Raw genomic sequence first — 15197 nt, forward strand, 5'->3', positions numbered from 1 at the left:
GCCTCACATCCGGAAGACGCCGAAGCCGCCGCGCGCGCCTTCGAACGGGGCGGTGTGGATCACGGACAGGCACAGGCCGAGGACGGTGCGGGTGTCGCGCGGGTCGATGACGCCGTCGTCGTAGAGCCGCCCGGAGAGGAACATCGGCAGCGACTCCGCCTCGATCTGCTGCTCGACCATGGCGCGCAGGCCCGCGTCGGCCTCATCGTCGTAAGGCTGGCCCTTCGCGGCGGCCGACGCGCGGGCGACGATCGACAGGACCCCGGCGAGCTGTTGCGGGCCCATGACGGCCGACTTGGCGCTCGGCCAGGCGAAGAGGAAGCGGGGGTCGTAGGCGCGCCCGCACATGCCGTAGTGCCCGGCGCCGTACGAGGCGCCCATCAGGACGGACAGGTGCGGCACCCGCGAGTTGCTGACCGCGTTGATCATCATGGCGCCGTGCTTGATGATGCCGCCCTGCTCGTACTCCTTGCCGACCATGTAGCCGGTGGTGTTGTGCAGGAAGAGCAGCGGGATGTCGCGCTGGTTCGCGAGCTGGATGAACTGGGCGGCCTTCTGGGACTCCTCGCTGAACAGCACGCCCCGCGCGTTGGCGAGGATGCCGACCGGGTAGCCGTGCAGACCGGCCCATCCGGTGACCAGCGAGGCCCCGTACAGCGGCTTGAACTCGTCGAAGTCGGAGCCGTCGACGATGCGGGCGATGACCTCGCGCGGGTCGAAGGGCTGCTTCAGGTCGCCGGGCACGACGCCGAGGAGTTCCTCCTGGTCGTACTTGGGGGGTTCGGCTGGTCCCGGATCGGCGTACGCCTTGCGCCAGTTGAGGCGGGCGACGACCCTGCGGGCCCGGCGCAGCGCGTCCCGCTCGTCCTCGGCGAGGTAGTCGGCGAGACCGGAGGTGCGGGCGTGCATCTCGGCGCCGCCGAGCGACTCGTCGTCGCTCTCCTCGCCGGTCGCCATCCTCACCAGGGGCGGCCCGCCGAGGAAGACCTTCGCCCGCTCCTTGACCATGATCACGTGGTCGCTCATGCCGGGCACGTACGCGCCGCCGGCCGTGGAGTTCCCGAAGACCACCGCGATGGTCGGGACGCCGGCCGCCGAGGACTGGGTGAGGTGCTTGAAGAGGGCGCCGCCCGGGATGAAGATCTCCTTCTGGGACGGCAGATCGGCGCCGCCCGACTCCACGAGGTGGATGGACGGCAGCCGGTTGGCGTGCCCGATCTCATGCGCCCGGAACGCCTTCTTCAACGTCCAGGGGTTGGAGGCGCCGCCCCTGACCGTCGGGTCGTTGGCGGTGATCAGGCACTCGACGCCCTCGACGACGCCGATGCCGGTGACCATGGAGGCGCCGACGGGGTAGTCGCTGCCCCAGGCGGCCAGCGGGGACAGCTCGAGGAACGGCGTGTCCGGGTCGAGGAGCAGCTCGATGCGCTCGCGGACGAGCAGCTTGCCGCGCTCACGGTGGCGCCGTACGTATTTCTCGCCGCCGCCCTCCAGCGCCTTGGCCTGCTCGGTGCCGAGCGCGGTCAGCTTCTCCAGCATGGCCGCGCGGTGCTCGGCGTACTCGGCGCTCGCGGGGTCGAGCGCGGAGGCGAGGACGGTCACAGCAGTACCTCCGGTATGTCCAGGTGGCGGGCGCGCAGCCACTCGCCGAGGCCCTTGGCCTGCGGGTCGAAGCGGGCCCGCGCGGCGACGCCCTCGCCGAGCAGCCCCTCGACGACGAAGTTGAGGGCGCGCAGATTCGGCAGGTCATGGCGTACGACGGTCAAGTCGGCGCACTCCGGGAGCAGTTCCCGGAACCGCTCCACGGTCAGCGCGTGGGCGAGCCACCGCCAGGCGTCGTCGGTGCGCGCCCACACGCCGACGTTGGCGTCCCCGCCCTTGTCCCCGCTGCGGGCCCCGGCGACGAGGCCGAGGGGAGCGCGCCGGGTGGGTCCGGGCGGGAGGGGCTCGGGCAGCGGTGGCGGCGGCACGTCCTCCAGTACGAGGGTGCCGGCGCCGGACGGGACGGGGCGCCGCTCCCCGTCCGGGAGGACGGCCACGTGCGCGACGCCGGAGCGGTCCACGTACGCCGCCTCGAAGACGCCGTAGGGGGCGCCCTTGCCGGGGGGCGCGGTCACGTGGAAGCCGGGGTAGCTGCCGAGGGCGAGTTCGACGGCGGCGCCGCTGAGGGCGCGGCCCACCGCGTCGGCGTCGGGGTCGCGCGCGACGAGCCGCAGCAGGGCGGAGGCGGTCTCCTCGGTGGCGGCGTCGGCGCGGTCGGTGCGGGCCAGCTCCCAGCGCAGCTCGGCGGGGCGGGACTCGGCGCGGCCGAGGGCGTCCTCGATCTGCGTGCGGACGAGCGCGGCCTTGGCCTCGACGTCCAGTCCCGTGAGCACGAAAACGACCTCGTTGCGGAAGCCGCCGAGCCGGGTCAGGCCGACCTTCAGGGCGGGCGGAGGCGCCTCGCCGCGCACCGAGTCGACGCGTACGCGGTCGGGCCCCTCCTGGGTGAGGGTGGCCGTGTCGAGCCGGACGGTGACGTCCGGGCCCGCGTACCGGGCGCCCTGGGTCTCGTACAGGAGTTGCGCGGTGACCGTGCCGACGTCGACGAAGCCGCCGGTGCCGTCGTGCTTGGTGATGACGGCGGAGCCGTCCTGGTGGATCTCGGCGAGCGGGAAGCCGGGGTGGCGTACGGACGTGGGGCCGTGCTCGGCGAAGAAGGCGTAGTTGCCGCCGGTGGCCTGCGTGCCGCACTCCAGGACGTGCCCGGCGGTGACGGCGCCGGCGAGCCGGTCGTACTCCGTGGGGCCCCACCCGAAGTGGGCGGCGGCGCTCCCGCTGACGAGGGCGGCGTCGGTCACCCGCCCGGTGACGACCACGTCGGCCCCCGCGCTCAGGCAGGCGGCGATCCCGCCGCCGCCGAGGTAGGCGTGGGCGGTGAGCGCCCCGGGGAAGCGCTCCCCGAGGTCGTCGCCCTCGACGTGCGCGACCCGCACGGGGACGCCGAGCCGCGCGGCCAGCTCCCGTACGGCGGCGGCGAGGCCGGCCGGGTTGAGCCCCCCGGCGTTGGCGACGACCTTCACGCCCCGCTCGTGGGCGATCCCGAGACAGTCCTCCAACTGCCGCAGGAAGGTCTTGGCATACCCGCGGGAGGGGTCCTTCAGCCGGTCGCGGCCGAGGATGAGCAGGGTCAGCTCGGCGAGGTAGTCCCCGGTGAGCACGTCGAGTTCCCCGCCGGTCAGCATCTCCCGCATGGCGCTGAACCGGTCGCCGTAGAAGCCGGAGGCGTTGCCTATGCGCAGAGGCGGGACCGCCGCCCCACCCGCCCCGCTCCCACTCGGCGGCCTCACCGCCCCGCTCCCACTCGGCGGCCTCACCGCCCCGCTCCCACTCGGCGGCCTCACCGCCCCGCTCCCGCACGCGGCTCGCGCCCCGCGCCCGGGGGCCCCGCGAAGGCCTGGGCGATGGACAGCCAGCGGTCCGCGTCGGGGCCCTTCGCCCGCAGGGCGAGGTCGGTGCGGTGGGCGCGCCGGGTGACCAGGAGGCAGAAGTCGAGCGCGGGGCCCGTGACCCGCTGGCGGGCTTCCTGGGGGCCGTACGTCCACACCTCCCCCGTCACGGGCGACGTCAGCTCGACCCGGAATTCCTCGCCCGGCGCGGCGAGCCCCCGAACGGCGAAGGCGAAGTCCCGCGTCCGTACGCCGATCCGCGCCACGTGCCGCAGCCGGTCGGTCGGTGTCCGCGGCACGCCGAGCGCGTCCGCCACGTCCTGGCCGTGCGCCCACGTCTCCATGAGCCGCGCGGTGGCCATGGAGGGCACGGCCATGGGCGGCCCGTACCAGGGCAGGCGGGTTTTGGCCGGGGCCTGGCTCAGCGCCCGCCACAGCCGGTCGCGGCCCGACCGCCAGCCCGCGAGCAGCTCGGCGGGCGCCAGCGCGGCCCCCTCCTCGGCGCCCTCGTCCACGAACGAGCCCGGCGCCGCGGCCGCCCTCTCCACCTCGGCGGCGAACGCCCCCGGGTCGGTGGCGGCGAGCAGCGCGGCCCGGTCGGTCCAGGCGAGATGCGCGATCTGGTGGGCGACGGTCCAGCCGGGCGCGGGGGTCGCGAGCGCCCAGCGCTCCGGCGCCAACTCCGCTACGAGCCGGTCGAGTTCCTCGCTCTCGCTGCGCAGATCGTCCAGCACGGACAGGGCATCGGACACGGAACGCTCCCCTCGGGGCGGGCGGTTAGCCAGGGAGCATGGCAGCACGCACAGAAACAAGCAAGCGTGCTTGCATTAATTTTGGCGGGCATCCGGCTGGGGGTGCGGCGTGCATGTGGCGGGGGTGCGGCGCGCATGGGGCGGGGGTGCGGCGCGCATGGGGCGGGGCGTGCGTGCGGCGGGACGGCGGCCCGCAGGCCGCCGTCGGTCGCTCGGGCACCGGCTCAGGCGGTGCAGGCCTGGTAGAACCGCTTCCAGCCGTCGCTGGGCATCGCCGGCGGCTCCGCCGGGGTGCCGTGCTCGCCGTACGTGTACTGCTGGCCGGAGTCGTAGCGCCCCGGCCCGCTGCCGGGCTTCGTCAGGCGGACCTCCCGGTCCCACACCCCGTCACCGGCGTTGTTGAGGATCGCGAGGTCCGGGTACGCGTCGTCGCCGTAGTGGGCGATCCGGAGCTGCTTGACCTCGCGGCTGTCGCCGATGTCGAGGTGGCGGGTGCGGGCGGAGCCGAGGTTCGCGCGCTTGAGCGGGCCCGGACGGTAGTCGGCGACGCGGGCCGTCGCCGGGTCGTCGACGCCGGACGGCTCGACGATGTTGACGACCATGTCCAGGGTGCCGTCCTTCTGGAAGTCGGCGACCGCGGCGGTCGCGACCTCGCCCGGCTTGGCGCCGAGCAGCTTGCCGACGGAGTGCTTGGTGCCGAACGAGCCGTCCGCGGCGCCCCACTGGACGGTCATCCTGGTCCCGGTGTGCCCGGGGTTCGAGATCTTGTCCGGGCGGCCGTCACCGTCGAGGTCGCCGACCAGCGTCGTGGCACCGGCCAGGCACGGGGCCGGCGCCGCGGCCGCCGTGCCGGACGCGCCGGACGCGCCGGACGCGCTGGCCTGGTACCCGGCGACGGTCAGCGTCAGGGCGGCGGCCGCGATCGGCGCGGCGATCAGACGTGAACGCTTGCGAAGCATGGAGGGACTCCTCAGGTCGCTGCTGTTGTGCCGTGGTGCGGACACAGCTCGACCCTGCGGGGTAATCCGTCCCAGAAGCCACGAAAGTCCGGCAATACGGGACGCTGGAACGCGGCAACACGTCCTGACCAGGGGAAACGCAAGCCGCCTGGAACGCGGCAGCGGGACGCGCACCGCCCCGTTCAGACGCTGTCGCGTGCCGGGCGCGCCTTCCCCCGCCCCACCTGCGTCCGCACCGCGCCCATGCTCGCCGCGATGACCAGGGAGATCGCCAGCGCCTCGGCCACGGTCAGGGCCTGGCTCAGGACGAGGAATCCGGCGATGGAGGCGATGGCCGGTTCCAGGCTCATCAGGATGGCGAAGGTGTGCGCGGGAAGGCGGCGCAGCGCGAGGAGTTCGAGGGTGTACGGCAGCACGGACGACATGACCGCGACGACCGCGCCCAGCGCCAGCGTGCCGGGCTCGACCAGCTTCGAGCCCGACTCGACGATCCCGAGCGGCAGGAACAGCACCGCCGCGACCACCATCGCGAGGGCGAGGCCGTCCGCCTGCGGGAAGCGCCGCCCGGTGCGCGCGCTGAAGACGATGTACGTCGCCCACATCGCGCCCGCGCCCAGCGCGTAGGCGACGCCGACCGGGTCGAGGCCGCTGAGCCCGCCCCCTCCGCCGAGCAGGAACACGCCGCCGAGCGCGAGCCCGGCCCAGATCAGGTTGACCGCGCGGCGCGAGGCGATGACGGAGAGCGCGAGCGGCCCGAGGACTTCGAGGGTGACGGCGGGGCCCATGGGGATGCGGGCGACGGACTGGTAGAAGAGGCCGTTCATCCCGGCCATGGCCACGCCGAAGGCGACGACCGTGCCCCAGTCGGCGCGCGAGTGCCCGCGCAGTTTCGGCCGGCACACGGCGAGCAGCACGAGCGCGGCGAAGGCGAGCCGCAGCGTCACGATGCCGAGCGCCCCGGCCCGCGGCATCACGCTCACCGCGACCGCGCCGCCGAACTGCACGGATATGCCGCCCGCGAGGACGAGCCCGACGGGCCCGAGCCGGGCGCGGAGGCCGCGAGCGGCCTGACCGTCCTGCCCGGTCTCGGCGGTCCCGGCGTCCCGCGTGGCCTCGGCGGTCGTCGCCGCACCGGCGACTTCCGGCTGCTGGGCCACCACGGCCGCGGCCGGTGCCGCCTGATCGCTGCGCGAGACGTTCACGCCTGAGCCTTCCTGCTGTTGCCGCCACTCATGAAAGTCCAGTGTTCTAGACTTCACCGTCCAAGGTAATGGACCAGGACAGGATTGTGGAGCGCTTTCGCTCCTGTACGCAACCCAGGTCCGCCTAAACCGCGTCCAGCGCCTCCGCGAGGACCTCCGCCAGATGCCGCCCCCGCACCCCCGCGAGCTGCCCCAGCTGCGTCCGGCAGGAGTAGCCGTCCGCGAGGACCACCGCCTCGCCCGGCGCCTGCCGCACCGAGGGCAGCAACTGTTCCTCGGCGCAGGCCACCGACACCTCGTAATGGCCCCGTTCGAAACCGAAGTTGCCCGCGAGTCCGCAGCAGCCGCCGCTCAGCTCGCCCTCAAGACCCGCCTTCGTACGCAGCCGCCGCTCCGCCTCGTCGCCCAGGACCGCGTGCTGGTGGCAGTGCGTCTGGCCGGCGACCGGGCGGCCGATGTGCGGGGGACGCCAGTCGGGGGTCAGCTCTTCGAGTGCCTGCGCGAAGGTGCGGACCGACGCGGCGAGGCGGTGGGCGCGCGGGTCGTCGCCCAGGAGTTCGGCGAGGTCGGTCTTGAGGGCGGCCGCGCAGCTCGGCTCCAGGACGACGACCGGCGCCCCCGCCGCGAGGAGCGGGCCGAGGCGGTCCAGCGTGGCGCGCAGCACCGCGCGGGCGCGGTCGAGCTGGCCCGTGGAGACGTACGTCAGTCCGCAGCACACCCCCTTCGGCGGCAGCGCGACCGTGAGCCCGGCCGCCTCAAGGACCCGTACCGCCGCCCGGCCCACGGAGGGCGAGAGGTGGTCGGTGAAGGTGTCGGGCCACAGCACTACCTGGGGCGGCCCATGCCGCTTCGGCCGCCCGTGCCACCACTGCCGCAGGGGCCTAGGCGCGACCGCCGGGATCGAGCGCTCCGGTGCGATCCCGCCGAGCCGCTTGCCGAGCGCCGCCAGCGGCCCGATCCGGGCGAGGGCGTTGACGAGGGGAGCCGTGCGCGTGAGGGCCACGGCGCGCAGCCAGCGCGGCAGCCATCCCATCGCGTAGTGGGCCGCGGGTCTGCGGCGGCCTTCGTAGTGGTGGTGGAGGAACTCCGCCTTGTACGTGGCCATGTCGACGCCCACCGGGCAGTCCGACCGGCATCCCTTGCAGGACAGGCAGAGATCGAGCGCGTCCCTGACCTCCGTGGAGCGCCAGCCGTCCGTGACCACCTCGCCCGCGAGCATCTCGTGCAGCAGCCGCGCCCGGCCGCGCGTGGAGTGCTCCTCCTCGCCGGTCGCCCGGAAGGAGGGGCACATGACGTCAGTGGGCGAGGCCGCCGTCGCCGTACGGCATTTGGCGACGCCCACGCACCGCCTGACGGCGGCCGAGAAGTCCCCGCCGTCGTGCGGGTAGCCGAAGGCGACGTCGACGGGCTCGCGCGGCAGGGGCGCGAACCGCAGGCCCTCGTCGAGGGGCGCGGGGCGCACCAGCATGCCCGGGTTGAGCAGGCCCGCCGGGTCCCAGACGTCCTTCACGCGCTCGAAGAGCCGGACGAGTCCGGGCCCGTACATCTTCGGCAGCAGCTCCGCGCGGGCCTGCCCGTCCCCGTGCTCACCCGAGAGCGACCCGCCGTGCGCGACGACCACGTCGGCCAGCTCCTCGGAGAAGCGGCGGAAGCGGGCCACGCCCTCGGTGCTGAGCAGATCGAAGTCGATGCGTACGTGGATGCAGCCGTCCCCGAAGTGCCCGTACGGCGTGCCGCGCAGGCCGTGCTCGGCGAGCAGTGCCCTGAAGTCCCGCAGATAGGCGCCGAGACGGGCGGGCGGCACCGCGCAGTCCTCCCAGCCCGGCCAGGCCTCGCTGCCATCGGGCATTCGGGTAGCCGTGCCGCTGGCGTCCTCCCGCACGCGCCACAGCGCCCGCTGCCGTGCCGGGTCGTCGACGACCACGGCGTCCAGTACGTCGGCGGCGCGCACGATCGTCTCGGCACGCGCGCGTGCCTCGGCCGGGCTCGCGCCGCCGGTCTCCACGAACAGCCAGGCGCCGCCCTTGGGCAGGGCGCTCTTCTGCGGGGCGTCGCGTACGAGGTCGGCGGCCATGCCCTCCACGGTCAGCGGGCCGTGCGGCAGCAGGCCCGCCGCCGCCTCGGCCGCCGCGCTCTCGTCGGCGTACCCGAGGACGGCGAGCGCCCGCGCGCGGGGCGCCTCCACGAGCCGTACGGCCGCCTCGGTGACGACGCCGAGCGTGCCCTCCGAGCCGCAGAACGCGCGGGCCAGGTCCGCGCCGCGCTCCGGGAGCAGCGCGTCCAGGGCGTATCCCGAGATGCGGCGCGGCAGGTCGGGGAAGCCGGTGCGCAGGAGGGCCAGGTCGCCCTCCACCAGGGCGCGGAGGCCGGCGGGGGCGCCGTCCCAGCCCCGGCCGATGCGGAGGGTGTCGCCCTGGGACCTGACGACCGTCAGGCTCCGGACGTTGTCGGCCGTCGTCCCCCAGGCCACCGAGTGCGCGCCGCACGAGTTGTTGCCGATCATGCCGCCGAGCGTGCAGCGGCTGTGCGTGGAGGGGTCGGGGCCGAAGGTCAGGCCGTGCGGGGCCGCCGCGGCCCGCAGGTCGTCCAGGACGACCCCCGGCTGGACCACGGCGGTACGCGCCTCGGGGTCGAGGGAGACGACGCGGTTCATGTGCCGGGTGAAGTCGAGGACGACGCCGGTGCCCGTCGCCTGCCCGGCGATCGAGGTGCCCGCGCCGCGCGCCACGACCGGAACGGAACGCTCCCGGCAGACTTCGAGTGCCGCCCGCACGTCGTCGGCGTCGCGCGGGGCCACGACGGCGGCCGGTACGCGGCGGTAGTTGGAGGCGTCCATGGTGTGCAGGGCCCGTGCGGTGACGGAGAGGTCCACCGCGCCGCGCACGGCCGCGCGCAGGTCCCGCTCCAGGCCGCCGAAGTCGCCGTCGAGGTCGCTCATACGGTCCAGGATGCCCTCGCCCCGGGACCCCGGCGCCACCCCGGCTCACCCCATATGTCACGATCCGGAAGGGAACATTCCCAACACGCTCATCAACTCTCCTATAGTGACCAGAACTTGAGCAGAGTGTGTCGCTTCCGATCGAGGACCCCGATTGATGACCGCGCCAACCCCCCTAGCGCGCCCCGGGACGGAGCGCCCGCCGCTGCGTCCTTCCGTGCTCGTCCTGCTGGCCTGCGCCCTCGTCACCGCGGCGCTCGCCGGGACAGCCACCGCCCTCGCGCCCGCGTCCGCGCGGACCCCTCTGACCTGGGGTGCGAGCGCCGCCGCCGTCGCGCTCAGCGCGGCGGTGACCGTCGCCTTCCACGCCCTGCGGTCGCTCTCCCTGTCGCGGCGTCAGCTGGCCGCGGCACGCGAGGAGACCGGCCGTCTCCAGCTGGAACAGGCGCGGCGCGCGGCCGAGTTCGGGCAGGAGCACGCCCGCCTCACCGCCGCGCACGCGCGTGAACTGGCCGAGCTGACCGCCGAACAGACCCGGCTGCGGGAGCGGCTCACCGCCGAGCACGACCGCGTACGCACGTCACTCGCCGCCGAGCTGGAGCAGGTACGCGCGGAACTCACCGCCGAGAACGGGCGCGTGCGGACCGAGCTGACGAAGCGCGTACGCACCGCCGAGTCCGAGCGCGCCGCCGCGCTCGCCGCGTGTGCCAACGCGGCGGGGCGGATGCAGGCGCTGGCCACCGGCATGCTCGCCGACCTGCGCGAGATGGAGGGCAGGCACGCCGACGAGGACGTCCTCACCGACCTCCTCCACCTGGACCACAGGACCGCGCAGGCCGGCCGCATCGCCGACTCCGTGGCGGTCCTCACCGGCGCCCGCTCCGGGCGCCGGTGGGCCCGGCCCATCGTCATGGAGTCGATCCTGCGCGGCGCGATGGGCCGCATCGGCGGCTACCAGCGCGTGCGCCTGCACTCGGCCAGCGAGGTCGCGGTCGCGGGCCACGCCGCCGAGGGCGTCATGCACGCCCTGGCCGAACTCCTCGACAACGCCGCGAACTTCTCGCCACCCACCTCCGAGGTGCACGTCTACATCGAGGAGGTCGCGGCCGGGGTCATCGTCTCCGTCGAGGACAGCGGCCTGGTGATGGGACCGGTGCAGCAGCGCCGCGCCGAGCGTGCCGTGTCCGGGGAGGCGACGGGCCTCGGCGGCCTGAGCGGCACCCGGCTCGGCCTCGCCGTGGTCGGCCGCCTGGCCCGCAAGTACGGCCTGACGGTGTCGTTCCGCCCCTCGGCGCGCGGCGGCACGGGCGTACTCCTCCTGATCCCGCAGGAACTGCTCTCCCGCCCCTCGGACCCGACCCCGCTCCCCACGACTCCCCTGCCCCGCACCCCGGCCCGCGCCCAGCTCCCGGCGGCCCCCCAGGACGTGGCGCCCGCCCAGGAGCCGGTGGCCCCGCAGCCCTCGGCCCCCGCCCAGGACCCGACGAGCGCCCAGCACCTGACGGCCGCGCAGCCCCTGGCGCCCTCGCCGAACCCGCAGACTCCGGCGCCCTCGCCGAACCAGCCGTCCCTGCCCCCGGCGGACGCCCGGTCACCGAAGGCCCCTCACCTCCCCGACACCGTCCCCGACCCCCTCACCGACCGCGTCGACCGCGACCCGGTGCCGACACACCACTCCCCGGCCGACCGCCCGGCCGGAGCGGGGGCCGAGGCCGAGGGCGTCGCGATGCCGTTGCCCAAGCGGCGGCGGGGGCGGACCCTCGCCGCCGCCGAGCGGGCCCGCGCCGACAGCGACACCGGGGAGACCCCGCGGCCGCGCCCCGCGGACGCCGCCAGTACCGCGGCCCGCTTCAGCAGCTTCCGCCAGGCCGTCCGCACCACTCCTCCGGATCCCTCCGAACCGTCGACTCCCCCGCACTCCTCCGCACCGTCGACTCCCCCGCACCCGGAAGGCGGCACCCCCCGATGACCACCGGCACCCCCCACGCCACCACCGAAGCCAAGCTCACCTGGCTCCTCGCGGGCCTCCTGGAGCGCACCCCCGGCGCCCGGCACGCCCTGGTGCTCTCCCGGGACGGCCTGAAGCTGTGCCGCACCCCGGAGCTGTCCGTCGACCAGGCCGACCAGCTCGCCGCGATCGCCGCCGGCATCCAGGCCCTGGCGCACGGCGCGTCCGCCGAGTTCGGCGACGGCACCGGCGGCGTGCGCTCGGCGATGGCCGAGTTCTACGGCGGCATCCTCTTCATCGTCGAGGCCGGCGAGGGCGCGCACCTCGCCGTCATCGCCGACGAGGACGCCGACGCGGGCCTCGTCGGGCACACCATGAGCGAGCTGGTGGAACAGCTCGGCGAGCATCTGCGCGCCGCGCCCCGCGGGGACGGCGGCCCCGGCGCCCAGACCACCGCATGAGCGTGCGCCGCCCCGGCCGCGACGACTCGCCCGACCGGCTGTACACCCTCACCGGAGGCCGCAGCCGGTCGGCGCCCGACGCCCCCTTCGACCTGGTGACCCTCATCGTCGCCGAGTCCGGGCCCCTGCCGGGCATGCAGTCCGAGCACGCCGCGATCCTGCGGATGTGCGAGCTGCCCACGGCGGTCGTGGAGATCGCCGCCGACCTGGGCCTGCCGGTGAGCATCACCCGCATCCTGCTCTCCGACCTGCTCGACGCGGGCCGGATCAGCGCCCGGCACCCCCGCTCGGGCCCCGCACACAGCCTTCCCGATTCCGACCTTCTGGAGCAGGTGCTCGTTGGACTCCGCAATCTCTGAACGCAAGCCGGCCGGCGAACGCGAGCCGGCCGGTGCCGGCCGAAGAGAGCTGACCGCGACCGCCGACAACGGCCTGAAGATCGTCGTGGTCGGCGGCTTCGGCGTCGGCAAGACGACGCTGGTCCGCTCCGTCAGCGAGATCCGTCCCCTCAACACCGAGGAGACGATGACGCAGGCCGGCCGGGGCATCGACGAGACCGGCGGCCTCGAAGGCCTCGACGGCAAGACGTCCACGACGGTCGCCTTCGACTTCGGCCGCATCACGCTCGACGCCCGCAACGTGCTCTACCTGTTCGGCGCCCCGGGCCAGGAACGCTTCTGGTTCCTGTGGGACCGCCTCTTCGCGGGCACGCTCGGCGCGGTCGTCCTCGTCGACACCCGCCGCCTGGAGGACTCCTGGTACGCGATCGACCGCCTGGAACACCACGGCACGCCGTTCATCGTGGCCCGCAACGACTTCGGCGGGCCCCAGCACACCCCCGAGCAGCTGCGCGAGGCGCTCGACCTCGACCCGTGGGTGCCCCTCGTCGACTGCGACGCCCGCTCCCGCGAGTCCAGCAAGGGCGTACTGATCACGCTCGTGGAACACCTGAAGTCGCTGTACGCCGCTCAGCCGAACGCCCCCCAGGAGAACGCCCAGTGACCTGCCCCGTGACCGGCGCCGCCCCCGGTCCCGTACCGCTCTCCGGCCCCCGCTTCGCCACCGAACCCGCCCAGCTGTACCGGGAGATGCGCCGCGACCACGGCCCCGTCGCACCCGTACTGCTCGACGGCGACGTGCCCGCCTGGCTGGTGCTCGGCTACCGCGAGCTGCACCAGGTCACCGGCGACCCCGTGCTGTTCAGCCGCGACTCCGAGCTGTGGAACCAGTGGCCGGCCATCCCCGCCGACTGGCCCCTGCTCCCGATGATCGGCCACCGGCAGCCGTCCATCCTCTACACGGTCGGCGAGCGGCACACCCGGCGCGCCGCGGTGATCTCCCACGCCCTCGAAGCGGTCGACCCCTTCGAACTGAGGGCGCACGCCGAGACGTTCGCGGACGAGCTGATCGACCGGTTCTGCGGCACGGGGGCCACGGACATCGTCGCCGAGTACGCGATGCTGCTCCCGGTGCGGGTCCTGGCCCGCGTCTACGGCTTCTCCGACGAGCAGGGCCCCGGCCTCGTCACCGCCATGAACGACATGATCGACGGGCGTGAGCGGGCCCTCGCGGGCCAGCAGCACCTGGCCGGTTCGATGGTGCGGCTCATCGCCGACAAGCACGAGAAGCCGGGCCTGGACGTCGCCTCGTACATGATCGAGGCCCAGCTCACCGAGGAGGGCGCGGACTTCACCGACGAGGAGATCGCCCAGGACCTGATGGTGATGATGGCCGCGGGCCACCAGCCGACCGCCGACTGGATCGGCAACTCGCTGCGCCTGATGCTCACCGACGACCGCTTCGCCGCCTCCCTCTTCGGCGGCCGCAACAGCGTCGCCGAGGCCATGAACGAGGTCCTGTGGGAGGACACTCCCACCCAGAACGTCGCCGGACGCTGGGCCTCCCGCGACACCCGGCTCGGCGGGCGTCACATCAACGCCGGTGACCTGCTGATGCTCGGCCTCGCCGCCGCCAACGCCGACCCGCAGATCCGCACCGACGGCTCCGCCCTGACCGGCGGCAACAGCGCCCACTTCGCGTTCGGGCACGGCGAGCACCGCTGCCCCTTCCCCGCCCAGGAGGTCGCCGAGGTCATCGCGCGGACCGGCATCGAGGTGCTCCTGGACCGCCTGCCCGACCTGGACCTCGCGGTACCCGCGGGGGACCTCACGCGCCGCCCGTCGCCCTGGCTGCGCGGCCTGACCGATCTGCCGGTGCGCTTCACCCCGACCCCGACCTCAGCGTTTGGAGACCCCAGATGACGCGTATCGCCCTGGACCCCTTCGTCACCGACCTGGACGGGGAGAGCGCCCGGCTGCTCGCGGCGGGCCCGCTCGCCGAGGCGGAGCTGCCCGGCGGCGTGCCGGTGTGGGCGGTCACGCACCACGCCGAGGCCCGCCAACTCCTCACGGACAAGCGGCTGGTGAAGGACATCGAGGTCTGGGGCGCCTGGCGGCGCGGCGAGATTCCCGCCGACTGGCCGCTGATCGGCCTCGCCAACCCGGGCCGTTCCATGCTGACGGTCGACGGCGAGGAGCACCGCCGGATGCGGACGCTGGTGGCGCAGGCCCTCACCCCGCGCCGGGTGGAGCAGCTGCGCGGCCGCATCACGGACCTGACGCACGGCCTGCTGGACAAGCTCCCCACGGCCGAAGTCGTCGACCTGAAGGCGGAGTTCGCCTACCCCCTGCCCATGTACGTCATCAGCGACCTGATGGGCATCGACGCGGCGGACCATCCGCGCCTGAAGGTCCTGTTCGACAAGTTCTTCTCCACGCAGACCCCGCCGCAGGAGGTCGTCGCCACGCTCGGCGAACTCGCCGCGATGATGGGCAAGGTCGTCGCGGCCCGCCGCGCGGAGCCCGGCGACGACCTCACCAGCGCGCTGATCCAGGCCTCGGAGAACGGCGACCACCTCACGGACGAGGAGATCGTCTCCACCCTCCAGCTGATGGTGGCGGCGGGCCACGAGACGACGATCTCCCTCATCGTCAACGCCGTCGTCAACCTCTGCGCACACCCCGAGCAGCGCGCGATGGTCCTCTCCGGTCAGGTCGGCTGGGACGCGGTGATCGAGGAGACCCTGCGCTACTCCACACCGACCTCGCACGTCCTGATCCGCTTCGCCGCGGAGGATGTCCCCGTCGGGGACAAGGTGATCCCCAAGGGTGACGCGCTGATCGTCTCGTACGGGGCGATAGGCCGCGACGAGCGGGCCCACGGCCCGACGGCGGCCGCCTTCGACATCACGCGCACCTCCCCCACCCGCCACATCTCCTTCGGCCACGGCCCGCACGTCTGCCCCGGCGCGGCACTCTCCCGCCTGGAGGCGGGGGTGGCGCTCCCGGCGCTGTACGAGCGCTTCCCCGGCCTGATGCTCGCGGTCCCCCACGAGGAACTCCGCCACAAGCCGGTGGTCACCCAGAACGACCTCTACGAGCTGCCGGTGCGGCTCAATTACAGCCCCTCCGGCGATTGAGGAGCGGGGTCCGGGGCGGAGCCCCGTGGCG

The 15197-nt window shown here is 74.3% G+C and carries 12 protein-coding genes; 6 read left to right on the top strand and 6 right to left on the bottom strand.

From position 1 onward, the window contains the following. Positions 1 to 3: 3 nt before the first annotated feature. From IG54_RS0123290 to IG54_RS0123315, 6 genes are all read right to left on the bottom strand, one after another. On the bottom strand, positions 4 to 1602 hold the full coding sequence (locus IG54_RS0123290) for an acyl-CoA carboxylase subunit beta (protein WP_030787730.1): 1599 nt from the start codon (positions 1600 to 1602) through the stop codon (positions 4 to 6). Continuing rightward, complete coding sequence (locus IG54_RS0123295) at positions 1599 to 3329, bottom strand: acyclic terpene utilization AtuA family protein (RefSeq protein ID WP_051819823.1); 1731 nt, start codon at positions 3327 to 3329, stop codon at positions 1599 to 1601. Before IG54_RS0123295 ends, IG54_RS0123290 begins: the two co-directional genes overlap by 4 nt. Before the next feature lie 50 nt (positions 3330 to 3379). After that, the gene (locus IG54_RS0123300) at positions 3380 to 4180 is read right to left on the bottom strand and encodes a TIGR03084 family metal-binding protein (RefSeq protein ID WP_030787736.1); all 801 of its coding nucleotides are present in this window, start codon (positions 4178 to 4180) and stop codon (positions 3380 to 3382) included. 224 nt (positions 4181 to 4404) lie between these two features. Further along, the gene (locus tag IG54_RS0123305; protein WP_030787738.1) at positions 4405 to 5139 is read right to left on the bottom strand and encodes an FG-GAP repeat domain-containing protein; all 735 of its coding nucleotides are present in this window, start codon (positions 5137 to 5139) and stop codon (positions 4405 to 4407) included. A gap of 182 nt (positions 5140 to 5321) precedes the next feature. Then, positions 5322 to 6341 (bottom strand): EamA family transporter, encoded by a 1020-nt coding sequence (locus IG54_RS0123310; RefSeq protein ID WP_234336312.1) that lies wholly within the window; start codon positions 6339 to 6341, stop codon positions 5322 to 5324. A 124-nt stretch (positions 6342 to 6465) separates the two neighbouring features. After that, complete coding sequence (locus IG54_RS0123315; RefSeq protein WP_030787742.1) at positions 6466 to 9279, bottom strand: FAD-binding and (Fe-S)-binding domain-containing protein; 2814 nt, start codon at positions 9277 to 9279, stop codon at positions 6466 to 6468. A 157-nt stretch (positions 9280 to 9436) separates the two neighbouring features. Between IG54_RS0123315 and IG54_RS0123320 the strand changes: the two genes are divergently transcribed. The 6 genes from IG54_RS0123320 to IG54_RS0123345 are packed head-to-tail and all read left to right on the top strand — an operon-like array spanning position 9437 to position 15166. Beyond that, positions 9437 to 11248 carry an ATP-binding protein gene (locus IG54_RS0123320; protein ID WP_030787744.1) on the top strand — a complete coding sequence of 604 codons (1812 nt, stop codon included), beginning with the start codon at positions 9437 to 9439 and terminating at the stop codon, positions 11246 to 11248. Beyond that, positions 11245 to 11688: a roadblock/LC7 domain-containing protein gene (locus IG54_RS0123325; RefSeq protein WP_030787747.1), complete on the top strand. Its 444-nt coding sequence runs from the start codon at positions 11245 to 11247 to the stop codon at positions 11686 to 11688. The genes IG54_RS0123320 and IG54_RS0123325 overlap by 4 nt, the downstream gene beginning before the upstream one ends. Positions 11689 to 11690: 2 nt before the next feature. Continuing rightward, positions 11691 to 12047: a DUF742 domain-containing protein gene (locus IG54_RS0123330; protein WP_030787750.1), complete on the top strand. Its 357-nt coding sequence runs from the start codon at positions 11691 to 11693 to the stop codon at positions 12045 to 12047. Next, positions 12028 to 12690, top strand: coding sequence for a GTP-binding protein (locus IG54_RS0123335; RefSeq protein ID WP_030787754.1), 663 nt, complete (start codon positions 12028 to 12030; stop codon positions 12688 to 12690). The genes IG54_RS0123330 and IG54_RS0123335 overlap by 20 nt, the downstream gene beginning before the upstream one ends. Continuing rightward, positions 12687 to 13949, top strand: coding sequence for a cytochrome P450 (locus tag IG54_RS0123340; protein ID WP_234336313.1), 1263 nt, complete (start codon positions 12687 to 12689; stop codon positions 13947 to 13949). The genes IG54_RS0123335 and IG54_RS0123340 overlap by 4 nt, the downstream gene beginning before the upstream one ends. Further along, complete coding sequence (locus IG54_RS0123345; RefSeq protein WP_030787760.1) at positions 13946 to 15166, top strand: cytochrome P450 family protein; 1221 nt, start codon at positions 13946 to 13948, stop codon at positions 15164 to 15166. Before IG54_RS0123340 ends, IG54_RS0123345 begins: the two co-directional genes overlap by 4 nt. Positions 15167 to 15197: the final 31 nt, after the last annotated feature.

The organism is Streptomyces sp. NRRL S-920 (genome assembly GCF_000717945.1).
GTDB lineage: Bacteria > Actinomycetota > Actinomycetes > Streptomycetales > Streptomycetaceae > Streptomyces > Streptomyces alboniger.

What these genes read in the sequence shown, in the direction of transcription:
- IG54_RS0123345 (WP_030787760.1), top strand. Translation starts at nt 13,946, where the DNA reads ATGACGCGTATCGCCCTGGACCCCTTCGTCACCGACCTGGACGGGGAG.
- IG54_RS0123325 (WP_030787747.1), top strand. Translation starts at nt 11,245, where the DNA reads ATGACCACCGGCACCCCCCACGCCACCACCGAAGCCAAGCTCACCTGG.
- IG54_RS0123315 (WP_030787742.1), bottom strand. Translation starts at nt 9,279, where the DNA reads ATGAGCGACCTCGACGGCGACTTCGGCGGCCTGGAGCGGGACCTGCGC.
- IG54_RS0123320 (WP_030787744.1), top strand. Translation starts at nt 9,437, where the DNA reads ATGACCGCGCCAACCCCCCTAGCGCGCCCCGGGACGGAGCGCCCGCCG.
- IG54_RS0123305 (WP_030787738.1), bottom strand. Translation starts at nt 5,139, where the DNA reads ATGCTTCGCAAGCGTTCACGTCTGATCGCCGCGCCGATCGCGGCCGCC.